Origin of the sequence: Lentzea sp. CC55, assembly GCF_021056325.1 — a bacterium.
GTDB lineage: Bacteria > Actinomycetota > Actinomycetes > Mycobacteriales > Pseudonocardiaceae > Lentzea > Lentzea jiangxiensis.
The window spans coordinates 180,169-199,919 of sequence record NZ_JAJCXE010000053.1 but is presented as its reverse complement, the minus strand read 5'-3'; the positions used below and the strand labels follow the sequence as shown (position 1 = coordinate 199,919).

Below are 19,751 nucleotides of genomic sequence, written 5' to 3'. Positions count from 1 at the left end.
TTGCGAGGCGGGGTGCCAGCGAGACCGGCGAGAGTGGTGCGCCCCCCGCGCCACCGCGTCCAGCGCCGTCAGCACCGGCATTGTTCTCCCCTCGAGGCCGCGGCCATCCCTGGTCTCAAGTCACTGGCACGCGCGTTTGCGATGCTGTAGATGGCCGACTCACCTCCTTTGCTCCGATCGGCGGCATTCGTCACCGGTGTGGGGCGGCATCGGGAACACTTATGGCAAAAAAGAGGTGTGGACGACGTGAAGTCAGTTCCGCGATCCACTGTGCGGCGGAAAGTGAAAGTGCACGTGAAATTCGTGGATTTACCTAATTTTTCCCGGTGTCGCTGTCGATGCGGTTCGACGGGGGAGAACGACGGCGAACATCGAGTCGCAGGACCGGTGCGGGACACCTCGGAAGGCTGCCTGGATTCGGCCGGATGAGAGGTTTGGTCCGATCCGACAGCGTTGCGTCGGCCGCAACGCGACAGGACCGCGCGAAGTGTCTCAATTGGGGCGCCGTGAGGCTTCGCTGGTCGCGGGTGTGTCCGGGCAGGTCCGAGCGCCGAGTCCGGGCGCAGATCGGCGATCTATCGGTGCTGAATCGATCTGCTGAGCTGATATGGCGCAGTGACCAGCGCGGAGTCCGGTGAGCAGGTGTCTGGTCGCGCAATTCCAAGCCGGAGGGCGCAGCGTCGTTTGGGTCCGCTTCGAACATCGCAGTGCTCAGGGCGTGTGACGTGGAACCTCGGTTTCCGTGCGGCTTGGACGTGAGCGAAATGGCGATTGTTCCGAAGTCTTCAAATTCGGTCTATTGCACGTTCGCGTGCGGAATGGGCCATCGGAGACGCTGATCACAGCGAGTGCGTGTGCGGATGCGCGAAGTGACTGGAGCTCGCGCGCGTCGATAGGTCGGCGAGGGACTTGTTGAATTGCGCAGCATCGGAAATTCGACTGTTCGGTGGATCCGTCCCGGTCGCGGCGGTGGCTAATCTGCGGTTGTCACCGATGTGACACGGGGGTTTTCTTTGGGGTGGACGCTTCCGGTTGATCGAGGATTCACGTGCGTGCCACGTGAATCTGTGAGTCGGCGGATGACGCAGGGGGCATTTTGTCGAACGAGCGATTCTCCACACCGCGTGAACAGGCTGGTCACCTGTTCGCGCGGTGAGTCACATCGCCTGGAACCGGGGGTTCCGGGTCGTCCCGGTCCTGTGATCGGCGTCGTGCGGTAGCGGGGTGCAGGGGCCTCGTGCGCCGCCTCATCGGCGACGGTCCCAAGAGCCTGCACGCGGCGTTCAGCCGTGCCGTTCGCGCTCACCGTGAGTAGCAGCGGCATCGCTGGATCCTGCGCTCATGCGGCGCTCCTTCACTCGCTGTATCTGCGACTCGAGCGGTCGTTCCCTGGTAGCGGAGCGGTTTCGTACTTCCCGGCAGCCGCACGCCAACGCATCCGTGAGGTGCCGGGGGGCAACGGTTCGAGAGGGAGCGGTTCAGTTGGTGGAGCGGCGTGCGGCAGGGGATCGGTACTCGCTGACCGCGGCGCAGGTGGACATGTGGCTGTCGGCGGAGCTGCTCGGGGACACCCCCGAGTTCAACCCCGCCCAGTACGTGGTGCTGCGCGGGCCTCTCGACGTGGAGCGCCTGCGGGCCGGCGCCCGTGTGGTGGCGGAGGAAACCGAGGCGTACCAGTTGTTCTTCGGCGAACACGCCGACGGGTCGCCGTGGCAGGCCTTCGCCGACGAGCTGCCCGCCGACGTCCTGCCGGTGGTCGACCTCCGCGGTGAGGACGACCCCGCGGGGTCGGCGCGGGCGTGGATGCGCGCCGACAGCGGCCGGCCGCTCGACCACCGGACGGCTCCGCTGTGGCGCTGGGCGCTGCTGCGCGTCGCCGACGGCGAGAACTGGTGGTACCACCGGGCGCACCACCTGATCACCGATCTCTTCTCGTTCGCTCTGATCACCCGTCGCGTCGCCGAGGTCTACGCCGGGGATGGCGTGCGCACGTTCGGCTCCTGGGCCGACGTCGTGGCGGAGGACCGGGCCTACCGGGAATCCGCCGACCGGGCCGACGACGAGCGGTACTGGCTCGAGTCGGTGGCGGAGGCGGTGCGGAGCCGCGAGACCGAGCGCCGGCCGGAACGGCGACGACCGTCCCGGCGCCGCACGGTCGCGGTCGACGGGGCGTTGCGCGACGCCGTCCTCGACCGCAGCGCGGAGCTCGGCCTGCGCGTGCCGCACTTCCTCGTGTCGGCTTTCGCGGCGTACCAACGGGAACTGACCGGCCGCGACGACGTCGTGTTCAGCCTGCCGACGGCCGCACGCCGCAGTCCGCTGGCCCGCACCACTCCCGGACTGCTGGCCAACGTCGCACGTCTCGCGCTGCACGTGCCGGAGGGCACGACGATCCGGCAGCTGGCGGACGCCACCGCCGCACGCCTGGCCGAGAACGCCCCGAGGTCGCGGTACCGGGGTGAGGACCTCGCCCGGAAGCTCGGCGTCACCGGCGGCGGCGCCTGGTTCGGCCCGACCTTCAACGTCGTCGACTTCAGCCGTCCGCTGAGCTTCGGTCCGGACGTGCACGCCGGCACACCGCGGAACCTGGCGGTCGGCCCGATCCGCGACCTGACCGTCACGACCTGCGGCTGGTCCGCAGGTGACCGGGCGTGGCTGGACTTCGACGTCGAGGACGGCGTGGCCGCCGAGGCCGAGCTGGCGCTGCACGAGGAACGGTTCCTCAGCGTGCTCGACCGGCTCGCGCGCGGACCGGTCGCCGATGCCCCACGACCCTCCACTGTGGACCTGGCGCGCACCCGGAGCTGGGGAACCGGCGCCGCACAGCCTGATGTGGCCTGCGTTCCCGATCTCGTGGCGGACCACGCCGGCACCCGTCCGGGAGCGACGGCGGTGGTGTGCGGTGACGAACGGCTCACCTTCGGCGAGCTCGGGGAGCGGGCCGACGCGCTCGCCGCCCGGCTGCGCCAGGCCGGGGTGACCGCGGGGTCCCCGGTCGCCGTGCTCGTTCCCCGGGGGCTCGACCTGGCGGTGGCGTTCCAGGGCGTGCTGCGCTCCGGTGGCGTGTACGTGCCGATCAACCCCGGCCTTCCGGCGGAACGCCTGGCGTTCCTGCTGGCGGACGCGGGCGTGGTGGCCGCGGTCACGACGTCGGCGCCGGCCGGTGAGCTGACCGGGTTCGCCGGAGACGTCCTGCTGCTCGACGACCACGGTCCGGCCGGCAGCGCGCCGCCGGTCGGCGTCGACCCGGACGCGGTGGCCTACCTCGCCTACACGTCAGGATCGACGGGACGACCCAAGGGCGTTGCGGTGACGCACAGGGCGTTGTCGTCGTACGTCGCCGGCTGGACGCGGGCGCTCGAACCGCTGGGCGGCGCGGGCACCGTGCTGTCGATGTCGGGCCCCGGTTTCGACGTGTCGATCGGCGACATGACGCGCGCGCTGGCGTTCGGGCGGACGCTGGTGTTCCTGCCGCACGACGAGGCGGTGTCGGTCGAGTCGCTGCACCGCACGCTGGCCGAGCACCGGGTCGAGGTCGCGGAGATCGTGCCGGGCATGCTGCTGCGCGACCTGGCCGCGCACTGCCGCGAGGCGGGGCCGGTCGAGTCGTTGCGCCTGGTCATCTCGGGCACCGACATGTGGACCTACGACGCGCTGACGGCGGCGGTCGAGGCCGTGGCGCCGAACGCGGTGCCGGGCAACGTCTTCGGCGTCACCGAGGCCGCGATCGACTCGGTCTTCCACCCGGTGGTGGCACGGCCGGAGCACGAGGGCGAGGTCGTCCCGATCGGCGTGCCGCTGGCGGGCGTCGACGTCTTCGTGGTGGACGGCCTGCTGCGACCGGTGCCCGTGGGCGTCGAGGGCGAGTTGCTGGTCGGCGGCGCGGGGGTGGCCCAGGGGTACGTGGGCCGGCCCGATCTGACCGCCGAGCGGTTCCTGCCGGACGTGTTCGGCGGGTCCGGTGGCCGGCTGTACCGGACGGGTGACCGGGCCCGGTGGCGTGCGGACGGGGTGCTGGAGTTCCTCGGCCGCGTCGACGAGCAGGTCAAGATCCGCGGCTACCGGGTCGAACCCGGTGAGGTCGAGGTCGTGATCGGTGACCACCCCGGCGTGCGCGATGTCGTCGTGGTGGCACGGGACGGCGGTCCCCACGGCGGCAAGCGCCTCGTGGCCTACGTCGTCGCCGAGGACACGGATGTCAGCGGTCAGGAACTGCGGTCGTGGCTGCGGGAACGGGTGCCGGACTACCTGGTGCCGTCGGTGTTCGTTGCCCTGGAACGGCTTCCGGTCACGCCCAACGGCAAGGTCGACCGGCGCGGGCTGCCCGACCCCGAGCCGGAGACGACCGGGGTCTACGAAGCGCCACGATCGTCCACAGAGGACGCTCTCGCGGCGGTGTGGAGCGGTGTGCTCGGGGTAGAGCGCGTCGGTGTGCACGACAACTTCTTCGAGCTGGGCGGCGACTCGATCCTGAGCCTGCAGATCGTGGCACGCGCCCGCGCCGCCGGTCTGAACGTGGACGTGGCCGACGTGCTCTCCCACCAGACCGTCGCCGGGCTGGCGGCCGTCGTGCGCGACACCCCCGCCGTGACGCTCGCGGAGCAGGGCGTGGTCACCGGTCCCGTTCCGCTGACGCCGATCCAGCGCTGGTTCACCGCTCAGGACGTCGGCGACCCCGACCACTGGAACTGGTCGGGCGTGTTCGAGCTGGCGCCGGGGACCGATCCCGGACGACTGGCCGAGGCTCTCGACACCTTGGTCGCGCACCACGACGCCCTGCGCCTGCGGTTCTCGCCCGAGGGCCAGCACAACGCCGGGGTCGAGGCCGCGGACCTGCTGCGGGTCGTCGAGGGCGACTCGGACGTGGTCGCCGAGATGACGGTGGCGCAGAAGTCGTTGCGGCTGGCCGACGGCCCGCTTCTCGCGGCCGTCTTCTTCGACCGCGGCGACGAACCGGCGTGGCTCGGGCTGGTGGTGCACCACCTGGTGATGGACGGCGTGTCGTGGAACGTCCTGCTGGAGGACCTCGGCACCGCGTACCGCTCGGAGGCGTTGCCCGCCAAGACGACCTCGTTCCGGCAGTGGGCGGAGCTGCTCCAGACCTTCGACGCCGCCGCCGAGCGGGACCACTGGGCCGCCGCGACCTCCGACGTCGTCGCGCTGCCGGTCGACGGCGGAGGACCGAACGACGAACGTTCGTCCCGGGTCCACACGACGCTGCTGACCGCCGCGACGACCGCCGCGTTGCTGGGTGACGCGCACAAGGCGTACCGGACGCAGGGCAACGACCTGCTGCTGGCCGCACTGGTGCGCACGCTGGGCCCGTGGGCCGGCGCGGACACGCTGACCATCGACCTGGAGAGCCACGGCCGCGAGGCGATCGCGGACGGCGTCGACCTGTCCCGCACGGTCGGCTGGTTCACGTCGATCTTCCCGGTGCGGCTGAGCCGGCACGAGGACCTGGGCGCCACGGTGAAGGCCGTCAAGGAACAGCTGCGCGCCGTGCCCCGCCGCGGTGTCGGCTACGGCGCTCTGCGGTGGCTGCACGGCGAACTGTCCGGCGCGCCCGATCGACCGGTGCTGTTCAACTACCTCGGATCCGGCGCGGGCACGGGAGACCTGCTCCGCCGTGAGCTGCCGGTGGCGCTGCGGGGTGCGGCGACGTCCGGCCACGGCACCCGGTCGCACGTGCTGAACCTCGAGGTGACCCGCACCGCTGACGGGCAGCTGCAGGTCGAGTGGCACTACAGCGCCGAACTGCACGAGGCCGCGACCGTCGCGCGGCTGGCCGAGACCTACCGGCGTGAGCTGGAGGCGCTCGTCGAGCACTGCCGGTCGGGAGTCGCGGGGCTCACGCCGTCGGACTTCCCGCTGGCGTCGCTGGCGCAGGACGAGGTCGACCGGCTCGCCGCCCGCTTCCCGGGCCTGGCCGACGTGTACCGGCTGGCGCCGGTGCAGTCCGGCATGCTGTTCGGTGTCGCGGGCGCACCGGCCGAGGGCGACGGGCTCTACTGGGGCCAGGGGATCTACGAGCTGACCGGCACCGTCGACGCGGACCGCCTCGCCCGCGCCTGGCAGGAGGTGATCTCCCGGCAGGCCGCGCTGCGCAGCGCGTTCGTGTGGGAGGGCGTCAGCGAACCGGTGCAGGTCGTGCTGGAGGGCGTCGACGTCCCGCTCCAGCTCCGCGACTGGTCCGATGTGGACGGTGACGTGCAGGACGCGCGGCTGCGCGAGCTGCTGGCGCAGGACCGCGCGCTGGGCTTCGACCCGGCGGCGCCGCCGCTGACCCGCCTGTACCTCGCCGACCGGGGCCACGGGCGGTACTGGCTGGTCTGGGGTCTCTACCAGGGCCTGTGCGACGGGTGGAGCCTGCCCGTCGTGGTGGACGAGGTGTCCGCCGCCTACGAGGGCACGACCCTCGCCCCGGCGAGGTCCTACCGCGAGTTCATCGCCTGGCTCGACCGGCGCGACCCCGCCGAGCCGGAAAGCTTCTGGCGGTCCTACCTGGACGGTTTCGAGGCACCGACACCGTTGCCGGTCGACCGGCTGGCGACGCACCACCACGCCCAGGACCGGCGCGGGACCGCGCTGACCCCGGACGTGACGGCGAAGATCGTCGACCTGGCACGCCGCGAGCGCGTGACGCTGTCCGCGGTGGTGCAGGCCGCGTGGGCCAAGGTGCTGTCGGCGAGTTCGGGCGAGGACGACGTCGTGTTCGGCCTGACCGTGTCGGGTCGCCCGCCGGAGCTGGCCGGGGTCGAGTCGACCGTGGGCCTGTTCATCAACACGCTGCCGGTGCGGACCACCGTGCCCGCGGACGTGCCGTTCACGTCCTGGCTGCGCGACCTGCGGGACAACCAGGTCGCGGTGCAGCGGTACGAGTACACGCCGCTGGTCGACGCGCAGCGCTGGTCGTCGGTGCCCGCTGGCCGCGCGCTGTTCGACAGCATCGTCGTGCTGCGCAACTACCCCGGCGGCCGGACGCGCGTCGCCGGCTTCGAGCTGTCGCCGCTGCTCGACTCGGTGGAGCAGGGCAACTACCCGCTCACGTTCGCGGTCGACGTGGGCGAGACGCTCCGGGTCGAGGCCGAGTTCTCCACCGCCGCGTTCGACGCCGCCACCGTGGACCGGGTCCTCGACCAGCTCGCGGTCGTGCTGACCGCGGTGGCCGAGCGGCCGGACCTGCTGGTCCGGGACGTGCCGCTGCAACGCCCGGAGCAGGCGGCGGTGCTGGTGGCGTGGGGCGAGACCCCCGAGCCCGCCACCGAACGGCCGGTGCCCGACCTGGTCGACGACTGGGCGCGGATCTCCCCCGAGGTCGCCGTGATCTGCGGCGACGAGCGGCTGACGTTCGCCGAGCTGGGCTTCCGGGCGGAAGCGCTGGCCGGGCGGCTGCAGCGGACCGGCGTCACCGTCGGATCGCGCGTCGCCGTGCTGGTGCCGCGCGGGGTCGACCTCGCCGTGGCGTTCCAGGGCGTGCTGCGCTCCGGTGGCGTGTACGTGCCGGTCAACCCCGGGCTTCCCGCCGAGCGACTGGCGTTCCTGCTGGCCGATGCCGGTGCGTCGGTCGTGGTGACGACCTCGTCGTTCGCGGGCGAGGTGGCCGGGCTCGCCGAGGTGCTGCTGATCGACGACGAGGACCGGGGGTTCGGCGCCCTGCCGGTGCCCGTCGACCCGCACTCGCTCGCGTACATCGCTTACACGTCCGGCTCGACCGGCCGCCCCAAGGGCGTGGCCGTGACGCACGCCGCGTTGTCCTCCTACGTCGCCGGCTGGCGGCGAGGACTCGTCGAGCTGGGCGGTCCGGGCACGGTGCTGTCCATGTCCGGCCCCGGTTTCGACGTGTCGATCGGCGACATGACCCGAGCGCTGGCGTTCGGCCGCACGGTGGTCTTCCTGCCCCACGACGAGCACGTGACCGTGGAGTCGCTGCACCGGACGCTGGTCGACCACGAGGTCGAGGTCGCGGAGATCGTGCCGGGCATGCTGCTGCGCGACCTGGCCGCGCACTGCCGCGAGGCGGGGCCGGTCAAGTCGCTGCGCCTGGTCATCTCCGGCACCGACATGTGGACGCACGACGCGCTCACCGGCGCGGTCGCCGACGTGGCGCCGAACGCCCTGGCGGGCAACGTGTTCGGCGTGACCGAGGCCGCGATCGACTCGATCTTCCACCCGGTCACCGAGGACCACCCGGCGTCGGTGGTGCCGATCGGCACGCCGCTGGCCGGCGCGCGGGCGTTCGTCGTGGACGGCGCGATGCGGCCGGTGCCGGTGGGGGTTCCGGGTGAGCTGCTGGTCGGTGGTGCCGGTGTCGCGCAGGGCTACGTCGGCCGCGCGGACCTGACGGCGACGCGGTTCGTACCGGACGTGTTCGGCGGCTCCGGTGGACGTCTGTACCGGACGGGTGACCGGGCCCGGTGGCGTGCGGACGGGGTGCTGGAGTTCCTCGGCCGGGTGGACGAGCAGGTGAAGATCCGCGGTTATCGGGTGGAGCCCGGTGAGGTCGAGGTCGTCCTCGGTGACCACCCGGACGTGCGTGATGTCGTCGTGGTGGCACGGGACGGCGGTCCCCACGGCGGCAAGCGCCTCGTGGCGTACGTGGTCGCCGAGGACGCCGAGGTCACCGGTTCCGCGTTGCGGTCGTGGCTGCGCGAGCGGGTGCCGGACTACCTGGTGCCGTCGGTGTTCGTTGCGTTGGAAAGGCTTCCGCTCACGCCCAACGGCAAGGTCGACCGGCGCGGGTTGCCGGAGCCGGAGCCCGAGGCGGCCACCGAGACCTACGTGGCTCCCCGCAACGCCGTCGAGGAGACCCTGGCCGCCGTGTGGAGCGGTGTGCTCGGCGTGGAGCGCGTCGGTGTGCACGACAACTTCTTCGAGCTGGGCGGAGACTCGATCCTCAGCCTGCAGATCGTGGCCCGCGTGCGTGCGGCGGAACTGGGCGTCGACGTGGCGGACGTGTTCGCCCACCAGACGATCGCCGAGCTGGCCCTCGTGGTGCGCGAGGCTCCCGAGGTCTCGGTGGCCGAGCAGGGCGTCGTCACCGGTCCCGTGCCGTTGACGCCGATCCAGCACTGGTTCCTGGCGCAGGACGTGCCGAACCGCGATCACTGGAACTGGTCGGGCGTGTTCGAGCTGGCGCCCGGCACCGATCCGGAACGGCTGCGGCAGGCGTTCGACGTCCTGCTCGCCCACCACGACGCCCTGCGCCTGCGGTTCTCGCCCGAGCGCCAGTACAACGCGGGGGTCGAGGCCGCGGACCTGCTGCGGGTCGTCGAGGGCGACTCGGATGTGGTCGCCGAGATGACGGTGGCGCAGAAGTCGTTGCGGCTGGCCGACGGCCCGCTTCTCGCGGCCGTTTTCTTCGACCGCGGTGACGAGTCCGCGTGGCTCGGTTTGACCGTGCACCACCTGGTGATGGACGGGGTGTCGTGGAACGTCCTGCTGGAGGACCTCGGCACCGCGTACCGCTCGGAGGCGTTGGGGCCCAAGACGGTCTCGTTCCGGCAGTGGGCCGGACACCTCCTGGAGCGGGACGCCGGCGGCGAACGGGACCACTGGGCGGCGGCGACCTCGGACGTGGTCGCACTGCCGCTCGACGGCGACGGCCCCAACACCGCGGAGTCCGGCGCCGTGGTGCGCACGTGGCTGGACGCCTCCACCACCTCCGCCCTGTTCGGCGAGGCCCACAGGGCCTACCGGACGCGGGCCGACGACCTGCTCCTCGCCGCTCTGGCCGACGTGCTGGGGGAGTGGACCGGGAGTGACCACGTCACGGTCGACCTGGAGAGCCACGGCCGCGAGGACCTCGACCTGTCGAGGACGGTCGGCTGGTTCACGTCGATCTTCCCGGTGCGGCTGAGCCGCCGGGAGGACGTCGGCGGGACGGTCAAGGCGGTCAAGGAGTCCCTGCGGTCGGTGCCGCGCCGCGGTGTCGGCTACGGCGCCCTGCGGTGGCTGCACGGCGAGTTCGCCGGTGCGCCGGAGCGGCCTGTGCTGTTCAACTACCTCGGCGCGTTCGACGCCGTCGACCCGGCGGGTCTGCTGCGCGGGGAGCTCCCCGCCGACCTCGCCGGGCCGGTGGAGGGACCGGGCGGGACGCGGGCCTACCCGCTGCAGCTCGAGGTCGTGCGCGAGGACGACGGCCGGCTGCGGATCGAGTGGCTGCACAGCACGAACCTGCACCGCGCCGAGACCGTCGAGCGCGTCGCGGACCGGTACGTGGCGGCGTTGCGAGCACTGGTGGAGCACTGCCGGTCGGGCGTCTCCGGCTTCACGCCGTCGGACTTCCCGCTCGCCTCGCTGACTCAGACCGAGGTCGACGGGCTGGCGGAGCGGTATCGGCTGGCGGACGTGCACCGGTTGGCGCCGGTGCAAGCGGGCATGCTGTTCGGTGTCGTCGGGTCACCGGTCGACGGCCTCTACTGGGGCCAGGGCGTCTACGACCTCGCGGGCCCGGTCGACGCCGAGCGGCTGGCGCGCGCGTGGCGCGAGGTGATCTCCCGGCACGCCGCGCTGCGCAGCGGGTTCGTGTGGGAGGGCGTCAGCGAGCCGGTGCAGGTCGTGCTGGCCGAGGTCGACGTCCCGCTCGCGGAACGCGACTGGTCCGGCCTCGACGCGGCCACCCAGCAGGTGCGACTGCGGGAGCTGCTGTCCGAGGACCGCGCGCTGGGCTTCGACCTCGCCGCGCCGCCGTTGACGCGCCTGTACCTGGTGGACCGCGGTGAAGACCGGCTGTGGCTGGTGTGGGGCCTGTACCAAGGGCTGTGCGACGGGTGGAGCCTGCCCGTCGTCATGGACGAGGTGTTCGCCTCCTACGACGGTGAAACCCTTGCCCCGGCACGGTCCTACCGCGAGTTCATCGCGTGGCTGGACCGGCGCGACCCCGACGAGTCCGAGGAGTTCTGGCGCCGGGCGCTGGACGGGTTCGAGGCGCCGACACCGTTGCCGGTCGACCGGCCGGCGACGAACCACTACGCCCAGGACCGCCGCAGGACCGCGCTCGACGAGGACGTCACGGCCGGGCTGGTGGAGCTGGCCCGCCGCGAGCGCGTGACGCTGTCGACGGTCGTGCAGGCGGCGTGGGCGAAGGTGCTGTCGGCGTCTTCCGGCGAGGACGACGTGCTGTTCGGCCTCACCGTCTCGGGCCGCCCCGGTGACCTCGCCGGCGTGGAGTCGATGGTCGGGTTGTTCATCAACACGCTGCCGGTGCGGACCACCGTGCCCGCGGACGTGCCGTTCACGTCCTGGCTGCGCGAGTTGCGGGACAACCAGGTCGCGGTGCAGCGGTTCGAGTACACGCCGCTGGTCGACGTGCAGCGGTGGTCGGCCGTTCCGGGTGGCCGGGCGTTGTTCGACTCGATCGTCGTGTTCGGCAACTACCCGCACCAGGAGCTCCCCGACGACCTGGACGCGGTCCCCGGCGGCTACGCCACCGTCGACTCGGTGGAGCAGGGCAACTACCCGCTCACGTTCGCGGTCGACCTGGAGCGCCGCCTCCGGATCGAGGCCGAGTTCTCGACGGCCGCGTTCGACGCCGTCACGGTCGAGCGGATCCTCGACCAGTTGGTGGTCGTGCTGACCGCCGTGGCGCGACGACCCGGGCTGGTGGTCGCCGAGGTGCCGTTGCAGCGTCCGGACCAGGCCGCGGAGCTCGTGGCGTGGGGCGAGACGCCGGTTCCCGCCGCCGAACCGCCGGTGCCCGATCTGGTCCGCGGCTGGGCCGGCTCCGGCGCCGTGGCCGTGGTGTGCGGTGAGGACAGCCTGACGTTCGCCGAGCTGGACGCTCGGGCGGAGGCGTTGGCTGCACGGCTTCGGCGCGCCGGGGTGACCGCGGAGTCGCCGGTGGCCGTGCTGGTGCCGCGTGGGCTGGACCTGGCGGTGGCGTTCCAGGGCGTGCTGCGTTCAGGCGGTGTGTACGTGCCGATCAACCCCGGACTGCCCGCCGAACGCCTGGCGTTCCTGCTGGCGGACTCCGGTGCCGTCGCCGTGGTCACGACCTCGCCGCTGGACGGCTTCGCGGGTGCGGTGCTGCTCGTGGACGACTCGACGGCGCCGGCTGAGGCGCTTCCGCCCGTTGATCCCGAAGCGTTGGCCTACATCGCGTACACGTCCGGTTCGACCGGTCGTCCGAAGGGCGTGGCGGTGACGCATGCGGCGTTGTCGTCCTATGTGGCCGGTTGGCGTGATGGTCTGGCTGCTCTGGGTGGTCCGGGCACGGTGTTGTCGATGTCGGGTCCGGGTTTCGACGTGTCGATCGGTGACATGACCCGTGCGTTGGCGTTCGGGCAGACCGTGGTGTTCCTGCCGCACGACGAGCACGTGTCGGTCGAGTCGTTGCACGCCACGTTGGTGGAGCACCGGATCGAGATCGCCGAGATCGTGCCGGGCATGCTGCTGCGCGATCTGGCCGCGTACTGCCGGACCGCGGGGCCGGTGGAGTCGTTGCGGCTGGTGATCTCGGGTACGGACATGTGGACGCATGGCGCGTTGACGTCCGCGGTTGCCGAGGTGGCGCCGAATGCGGTGCCGGGCAACGTGTTCGGGGTGACCGAGGCGGCGATCGACTCGATTTTCCACGCCGTCGCGGAGGACCACCCCGCCGCCGTGGTGCCGATCGGCACGCCGCTGGCCGGTGCTCGCGCCGTCGTCGTGGACTCCGCGCTGCGGCCGGTGCCCGTGGGCGTTCCCGGCGAGCTGCTGGTCGGCGGTGCCGGTGTGGCGCGGGGATACCTGGGGCGCCCCGACCTGACCTCGGTCCGGTTCGTCCCGGACCTGTTCGGTGAGGCCGGCGGGCGGCTCTACCGCACCGGTGATCGGGCGAAGTGGCGTGCGGACGGCACGATCGAGTTCCTCGGCCGCGTGGACGAACAGGTCAAGATCCGCGGCTACCGGGTCGAACCGGGCGAGGTCGAGGTCGTGATCGGTGACCACCCGGACGTGCGTGATGTCGTAGTGGTGGCGCGGGATGGCGGACCGCACGGCGGCAAGCGCCTGGTCGCCTACGTCGTCGCGGAGGGTGAGTTCGACTCGAAGGAACTGCGGTCCTGGTTGCGCGAGCGGGTGCCGGACTACCTGGTGCCGTCGGTGTTCGTTGCCCTGGAAAGGCTTCCGCTCACGCCCAACGGCAAGGTCGACCGGCGCGGGTTGCCGGAACCGGAGCCGGAGACGACCGGGGAGGCGTACGTGGCGCCCCGGACCGCGGTCGAGGAATCGCTCGCGGCGGTGTGGAGCGGTGTGCTCGGGGTCGAGCGCGTCGGTGTGCACGACAACTTCTTCGAGCTGGGCGGAGACTCGATCCTCAGCCTGCAGATCGTGGCGCGCGTGCGTGCGGCGGGTCTGGGTGTCGAGGTGGCGGACGTGTTCGCCCACCAGACGATCGCCGCGCTGGCGGGCGCCGTCCGCGACACTCCCGCGGTCACGCTGGCCGAGCAGGGCGTCGTCACCGGACCGGTGCCGTTGACGCCGATCCAGCACTGGTTCCTGGCGCAGGACATCCCGAACCGGGACCACTGGAACTGGTCCGGGATGTTCGAACTGGCTCCCGGCACGGATCCGGAGAGGCTCGGGCGGGCGCTGGGCGCCGTTGTCGCGCACCACGACGCCTTGCGCATCCGGTTCACGCCGGAGAGCCAGGTCAACGCCGCCGTCGGCGGTGGTGGGTTCCTGAGCGTCGCGACCGGTGGATCCGTGGTCGAGCGGATGACCGAGGCGCAGAAGTCGTTGCGGCTGGCCGACGGCCCGCTTCTCGCGGCCGTCTTCTTCGACCGTGGCGACGAGCCGGCGTGGCTCGGTTTGACCGTGCACCACCTGGTGATGGACGGCGTGTCGTGGAACATCCTGCTGGAGGACCTCGACGCGGCCTACGCGGGCCGGGAGCTCGGGCCGAAGACCACGTCGTTCCGGCAGTGGGCCGAGGTGCTGCGGGAGCTGGACGCGCGGGACGAGCGGGAGACCTGGCTCGCCCAGACCGCCGACGTCGTGGACCTGCCGCAGGACCACCACGGGCCCAACGACGAGACCTCGGCCGGCGTCGTCCGGTCGTGGCTGGACGCGGACAGCACCGCCGCCCTGCTCGGCGACGCCCACCGCGCGTACCGCACGCAGGGCAACGACCTGCTGCTGGCCGCTCTCGCCCAGGCTCTGGGGGAGTGGACCGGCACCGGTCACGTCACGGTGGACCTCGAGAGCCACGGCCGTGAGGCGGTGGCCGACGGCGTCGACCTGTCCCGCACGGTCGGCTGGTTCACGTCGATCTTCCCGGTGCGCCTCACGCACGAGAGCGACCCGGCGGCGGCGATCAAGGCCGTCAAGGAGGAGCTGCGGGCGATCCCGCGCCGCGGCGTCGGCTACGGCGCGTTGCGCTGGTTGCAGGGCGACCTGGCCGGTGCGCCGGACCGTCCGGTGCTGTTCAACTACCTCGGCGCCTTCGACGCCGTCGACTCGGTCGGCCTGATCCGCCGGGAGCTCCCCGCCGAGCTGGCCGGCCCGAGCGAGGGCACGGGCGGAACGCGGTCGCACGTCCTGCAGGTCGAGGCCCAGCAGGACGCCGACGGGCGCCTGCGGGTCGAGTGGCACTTCAGCCACGACCTGCACGACGCCCCCACCGTCGAACGCGTCGCTGAGCGCTACGTCGCGGCCCTGCGTGCGCTGGTCGCGCATTGCCGTTGCGCCAACGGCTTCACGCCGTCGGACTTCCCGCTGGCGTCGCTGACGCAGGCCGAGGTCGACGGACTCGCCGAGCGGTACCCGCTGGTCGACGTGCACCGGTTGGCGCCGGTGCAGTCCGGCATGCTGTTCGGTGTCGCGGGTTCTCCCGTGGACGGCCTCTACTGGGGTCAGGGCGTCTACGACCTGACCGGCCCGATCGACGCCGGCCGCCTCGCCCGGGCCTGGCGCTCGGTGATCTCCCGGCACGCCGCGCTGCGCAGCGTCTTCGTGTGGGAGGGCGTCAGCGAACCCGTCCAGGTCGTTCTCCCGGACGTCGAGGTGCCGCTGGAGCGGCGCGACTGGTCCGGCCTCGACGCGGCCACCCAGCAGGTGCGGTTGCGGGAGCTGCTCGACGAGGACCGCGCGCTGGGCTTCGACCTCGCTGTGCCGCCGTTGACGCGCCTGTACCTGGTGGACCGCGGCGAGGGCCGGTTGTGGCTGGTGTGGGGGCTCTACCAGGGGCTGTGCGACGGGTGGAGCCTGCCGGTCGTCATGGACGAGGTGTCGGCGCTCTACCAGGGGCGTTCCCTGGAGCCGGCGCGGTCGTACCGGGACTTCATCGCGTGGCTCGACCGGCGTGGCTCCGAAGAGGCCGAGGGGTTCTGGCGCACGTACCTGAGCGGGTTCGAGGCACCGACGGCACTTCCGGTCGACCGGCTCGCGAACAGCCACTACGACCAGGGCCGCCGTCGCATGCACCTGGACGAGGCGGTCACGGGCCGGTTGGTCGAGCTGGCCCGCCGTCAGCGCGTGACGTTGTCGACGGTCGTGCAGGCCGCGTGGGCGTTGCTGCTGTCGACGTACTCGGGCGACGACGACGTGGTGTTCGGCCTGACGGTCTCGGGTCGTCCGGCTGATCTGGCCGGTGTCGAGTCGGTGGTCGGGTTGTTCATCAACACGCTGCCGGTCCGGGCGTCCGTGCCGGCGGACACCCCGTTCGCGGCGTGGCTCCCGGCGTTGCAGGACAACCAGGTCGCGCTGCAGCGGTTCGAGTACACGCCGTTGGTCGACGTGCAGCGGTGGTCGGCCGTTCCGCACGGCCGCGCGTTGTTCGACTCGATCGTCGTGTTCGGCAACTACCCGCAGGAGGAGTTGCCGGAGGACCTCGGCGGGGTGCGGGCCACCGAGTCGGTGGAGCAGGGCAACTACCCGCTGACGTTCGCGGTCGACCTGGAGGACACGCTCAAGATCGAGGCGGAGTTCTCGACGGCGGCGTTCGACGCCGTCACCGTGGAACGGATCCTCGACCAGCTCGCGGTCGTGCTGACCGCGGTCGCGGAGCGCCCAGGGCTGGCGGTGCGCGAGGTGCCGGTGCAGCGGCCGGGGCAGGCGGCGGAGCTGGTGGCGTGGGGTGCCACGCCGGTGCCGGCTGCCGAACCACCGGTGCCGGAGCTGATCGCCGCGCGGACCTCGTCCGAGGTCGCCGTGGTCTGCGGTGACGAGCGGTTGACGTTCGCGGAGCTGAACGCTCGCGCCGATGCTCTCGCTGCCGGGCTGCGCCGTGCCGGTGTGACCGCGGGATCGCCGGTGGCCGTGCTGGTGCCGCGTGGGCTTGATCTGGCGGTCGCGTTCCAGGGCGTGCTGCGTTCGGGTGGCGTGTACCTGCCTGTCAACCCCGGACTTCCTGACGAACGCGTGGAGTTCCTGCTGGCCGATGCCGGTGTGGTGGCCGCGGTGGCGACGTCGCCACCGGCCGGGTTCACCGGTGAGGTGCTGTCGCCGGACGTGTCCGCCACCGTCGGTGAACCGCTCCCGCCGGTCGACCCGTCTGCGTTGGCGTACATCGCTTACACCTCGGGTTCGACCGGTCGTCCCAAGGGCGTGGCGGTGACGCATGCGGCGTTGTCGTCCTATGTGGCCGGTTGGCGTGACGGTCTGCGCTCCTTGGGTGGTCCGGGCACGGTGCTGTCGATGTCGGGTCCGGGTTTCGACGTGTCGATCGGTGACATGACCCGAGCGCTGGCGTTCGGTCAACGAGTGGTGTTCCTGCCGCACGACGAGCATGTGACCGTGGAGTCGTTGCACCGGACGTTGGTGGACCATCAGGTCGAGGTTGCGGAGATCGTGCCGGGCATGTTGTTGCGCGATCTCGCGGCTCACTGCCGGGTCGCAGGTTCGGTGGAGTCGTTGCGGCTGGTGATCTCGGGTACGGACATGTGGACGCACGACGCGTTGACTGGTGCTGTGGCCGAGGTGGCGCCGAATGCGGTGCCGGGCAACGTGTTCGGGGTGACCGAGGCGGCGATCGACTCGACCTTCCACGCCGTCGTGGAAGACAACCCCGCCGCTGTGGTGCCGATCGGCACGCCGCTGGCGGGTGTGCGGGCGTTCGTGGTGGACGGGTCTTTGCGGCCGGCACCGGTTGGTGTGCCGGGTGAGCTGCTGGTCGGTGGTGCGGGGGTGGCCCAGGGGTACGTGGGTCGTCCGGACCTGACCGCCGAGCGGTTCGTGCCGGACGTGTTCGGCGGGCCGGGTGGCCGGCTGTACCGGACGGGTGACCGGGCCCGGTGGCGTGCGGACGGGGTGCTGGAGTTCCTGGGCCGGGTGGATGAGCAGGTGAAGATCCGCGGCTATCGGGTGGAGCCCGGTGAGGTCGAGGTCGTGATCGGCGACCACCTGGGCGTGCGTGATGTCGTCGTGGTGGCGCGGGATGGCGGGCCGCACGGTGGCAAGCGCCTGGTGGCGTACGTCGTGGCGGAGGGCGGGTTCGACGCGAAGGCCTTGCGGTCGTGGCTGCGTGAGCGGGTGCCGGATTACCTGGTGCCGTCGGTGTTCGTGGCGCTCGACCAGCTCCCGCTGACGCCGAACGGCAAGGTCGACCGGCGTGGACTGCCCGACCCCGAGCCGGAGACGGCCGGGGTCCACGAAGCGCCGCGATCGTCCACAGAGGACACTCTGGCGGCGGTGTGGGCACAGGTGCTCGGCGTCGAGCGCGTCGGCGTGCACGACAACTTCTTCGAGCTGGGCGGCGACTCGATCCTGAGCCTGCAGATCGTGTCGCGTGTCCGCGCGGCGGGTCTGGGTGTCGAGGTGGCGGACGTGTTCGCCCACCAGACCATCGCCGAACTGGCCCTTGCGGTCCGTGACACCGCCGAGGTGACGCCGGCCGAGCAGGGCGTGGTCACGGGCCCGGTGCCGTTCACGCCGATCCAGCGGTGGTTCCTGGCGCAGGACCTGCCGAACCGGGACCACTGGAACTGGTCCGGCGTGTTCGAGCTGGCACCCGGCACCGATCCGGTCCGGCTCGGGCAGGCCCTCGACGCCCTGGTCGCGCACCACGACGCGCTGCGGATCCGGTTCACGCCGGAGAGCCAGGTCAACGCTCCCGTGGGCGACGGTGGCTTCCTGCGGGTGGTCGACGGTGAGTCCGTGGTCGAGCGGATGACCGAGGCGCAGAAGTCGTTGCGGCTGGCCGACGGCCCGCTGTTGGCGGCCGTGTACTTCGACCGTGGTGACGAGCGCGCGTGGCTCGGTTTGACCGTGCACCACCTGGTGATGGACGGGGTGTCGTGGAACGTCCTGCTGGAGGACCTCGACACGGCGTACCGGGGCGGCTCGCTGCCGCCCAAGACGACGTCGTTCCAGCACTGGGCGGTGCGGCTGCAGGACGACGACGCGAGCGGCGAGCGGGACCACTGGGTCGCCGCCACCGCCGACGTCGTCGAGCTCCCGGCGGACGGCGACGGCCCGAACACCGAGGTCTCCGCGGGGATCGTGCGGTCGTGGCTGGACGCCGGGACCACCGCGGCGCTGCTGGGCGACGCGCACAGGGCGTACCGCACGCAGGGCCACGAGCTGCTGCTGACCGCCCTGGCCCGGACGCTGGGCGAATGGGCCGGTTCCGATCACGTGACGATCGACCTGGAGAGCCACGGCCGCGAGGGCGCGGACCTGTCGCGGACGGTCGGCTGGTTCACGTCGATCTTCCCGGTCCGGCTGAGCCACCACACCGAACCCGGTGCCGCGGTCAAGGCGGTCAAGGAGGAGCTGCGGTCGGTGCCGCGCCGCGGTGTCGGCTACGGCGTGCTGCGGTGGCTGAGAGGCGAACTCGCCGACGCGCCGGACCGCCCGGTGCTGTTCAACTACCTCGGCGCCCACGACAGCGCCGACCAGGACGGGCTGATCCGCCGCGAACTGCCCGCCGAGCTGGCGGGCCCGAGCGAGGCGGTGGGCGGCACGCGGTCGCACCTGCTGCAGCTCGAGGTGCAGCAGACCGCGGACGGCCGGTTGTCGATCGAGTGGTTCCACTCCGGCAACGTCCACGGGACCGCGACGGTCGAACGGGTCGCCGCCCGGTACGTCGAGGCGTTGCGCGAGCTGGTGGCGCATTGCCGCGCCGGCAGCGGGTTCACGCCGTCGGACTTCCCGCTGGCGTCGCTGACCCAGGCCGAGGTCGACGGGCTGGCGGAGCGGTATCCGCTGGCGGACGTGCACCGGTTGGCGCCGGTGCAGTCCGGCATGCTGTTCGGTGTCGTCGGCGCTCCCGTCGACGGCCTCTACTGGGCGCAGAACGTCTACGACCTGGCCGGGCCGCTCGACGCGGAGAGACTGGCAGCCGCGTGGCGCGAGGTGATCGCCCGGCACGCGCCGCTGCGCAGCGGGTTCGTGTGGGAGGGCGTCAGCGAGCCCGTGCAGGTCGTGCTGACCGAGGTCGACGTGCCGCTCGCACTGCGCGACTGGTCCGGCCTGAACGAGTCCGCACAACAGGTGCGGTTGCGGGAGTTGCTGGCGGAGGACCGCGCGCTCGGCTTCGACCTCGCCGCGCCGCCGTTGACGCGCCTGTACCTGATCGAGCGCGGCGAGGGCCGGCTGTGGCTGGTGTGGAGCCTGTACCAGGGGCTGTGCGACGGGTGGAGCCTGCCCGTCGTCATGGACGAGGTGACGGCGGCGTACCAGCGCCAGGCGTTGCCGCCGGTGCGGCCGTACCGCGACTACATCGCCTGGCTCGACGAACGCGATCCCGGTGACACCGAGGGGTTCTGGCGCACCTACCTCGACGGGTTCGAGGCGCCCACCCCGCTGCCGGTCGACCGGCCGGCGGCGAG

The 19,751-nt window shown here is 72.0% G+C and carries 1 protein-coding gene; it reads left to right on the top strand.

Annotation, left to right across the window (positions count from 1 at the left end):
• Window positions 1–1,485: 1,485 nt before the first annotated feature.
• Window positions 1,486–19,751 (top strand): non-ribosomal peptide synthase/polyketide synthase (locus L6E10_RS32615; protein ID WP_236223990.1); only part of this gene is annotated, 18,266 nt, incomplete at its 3' end.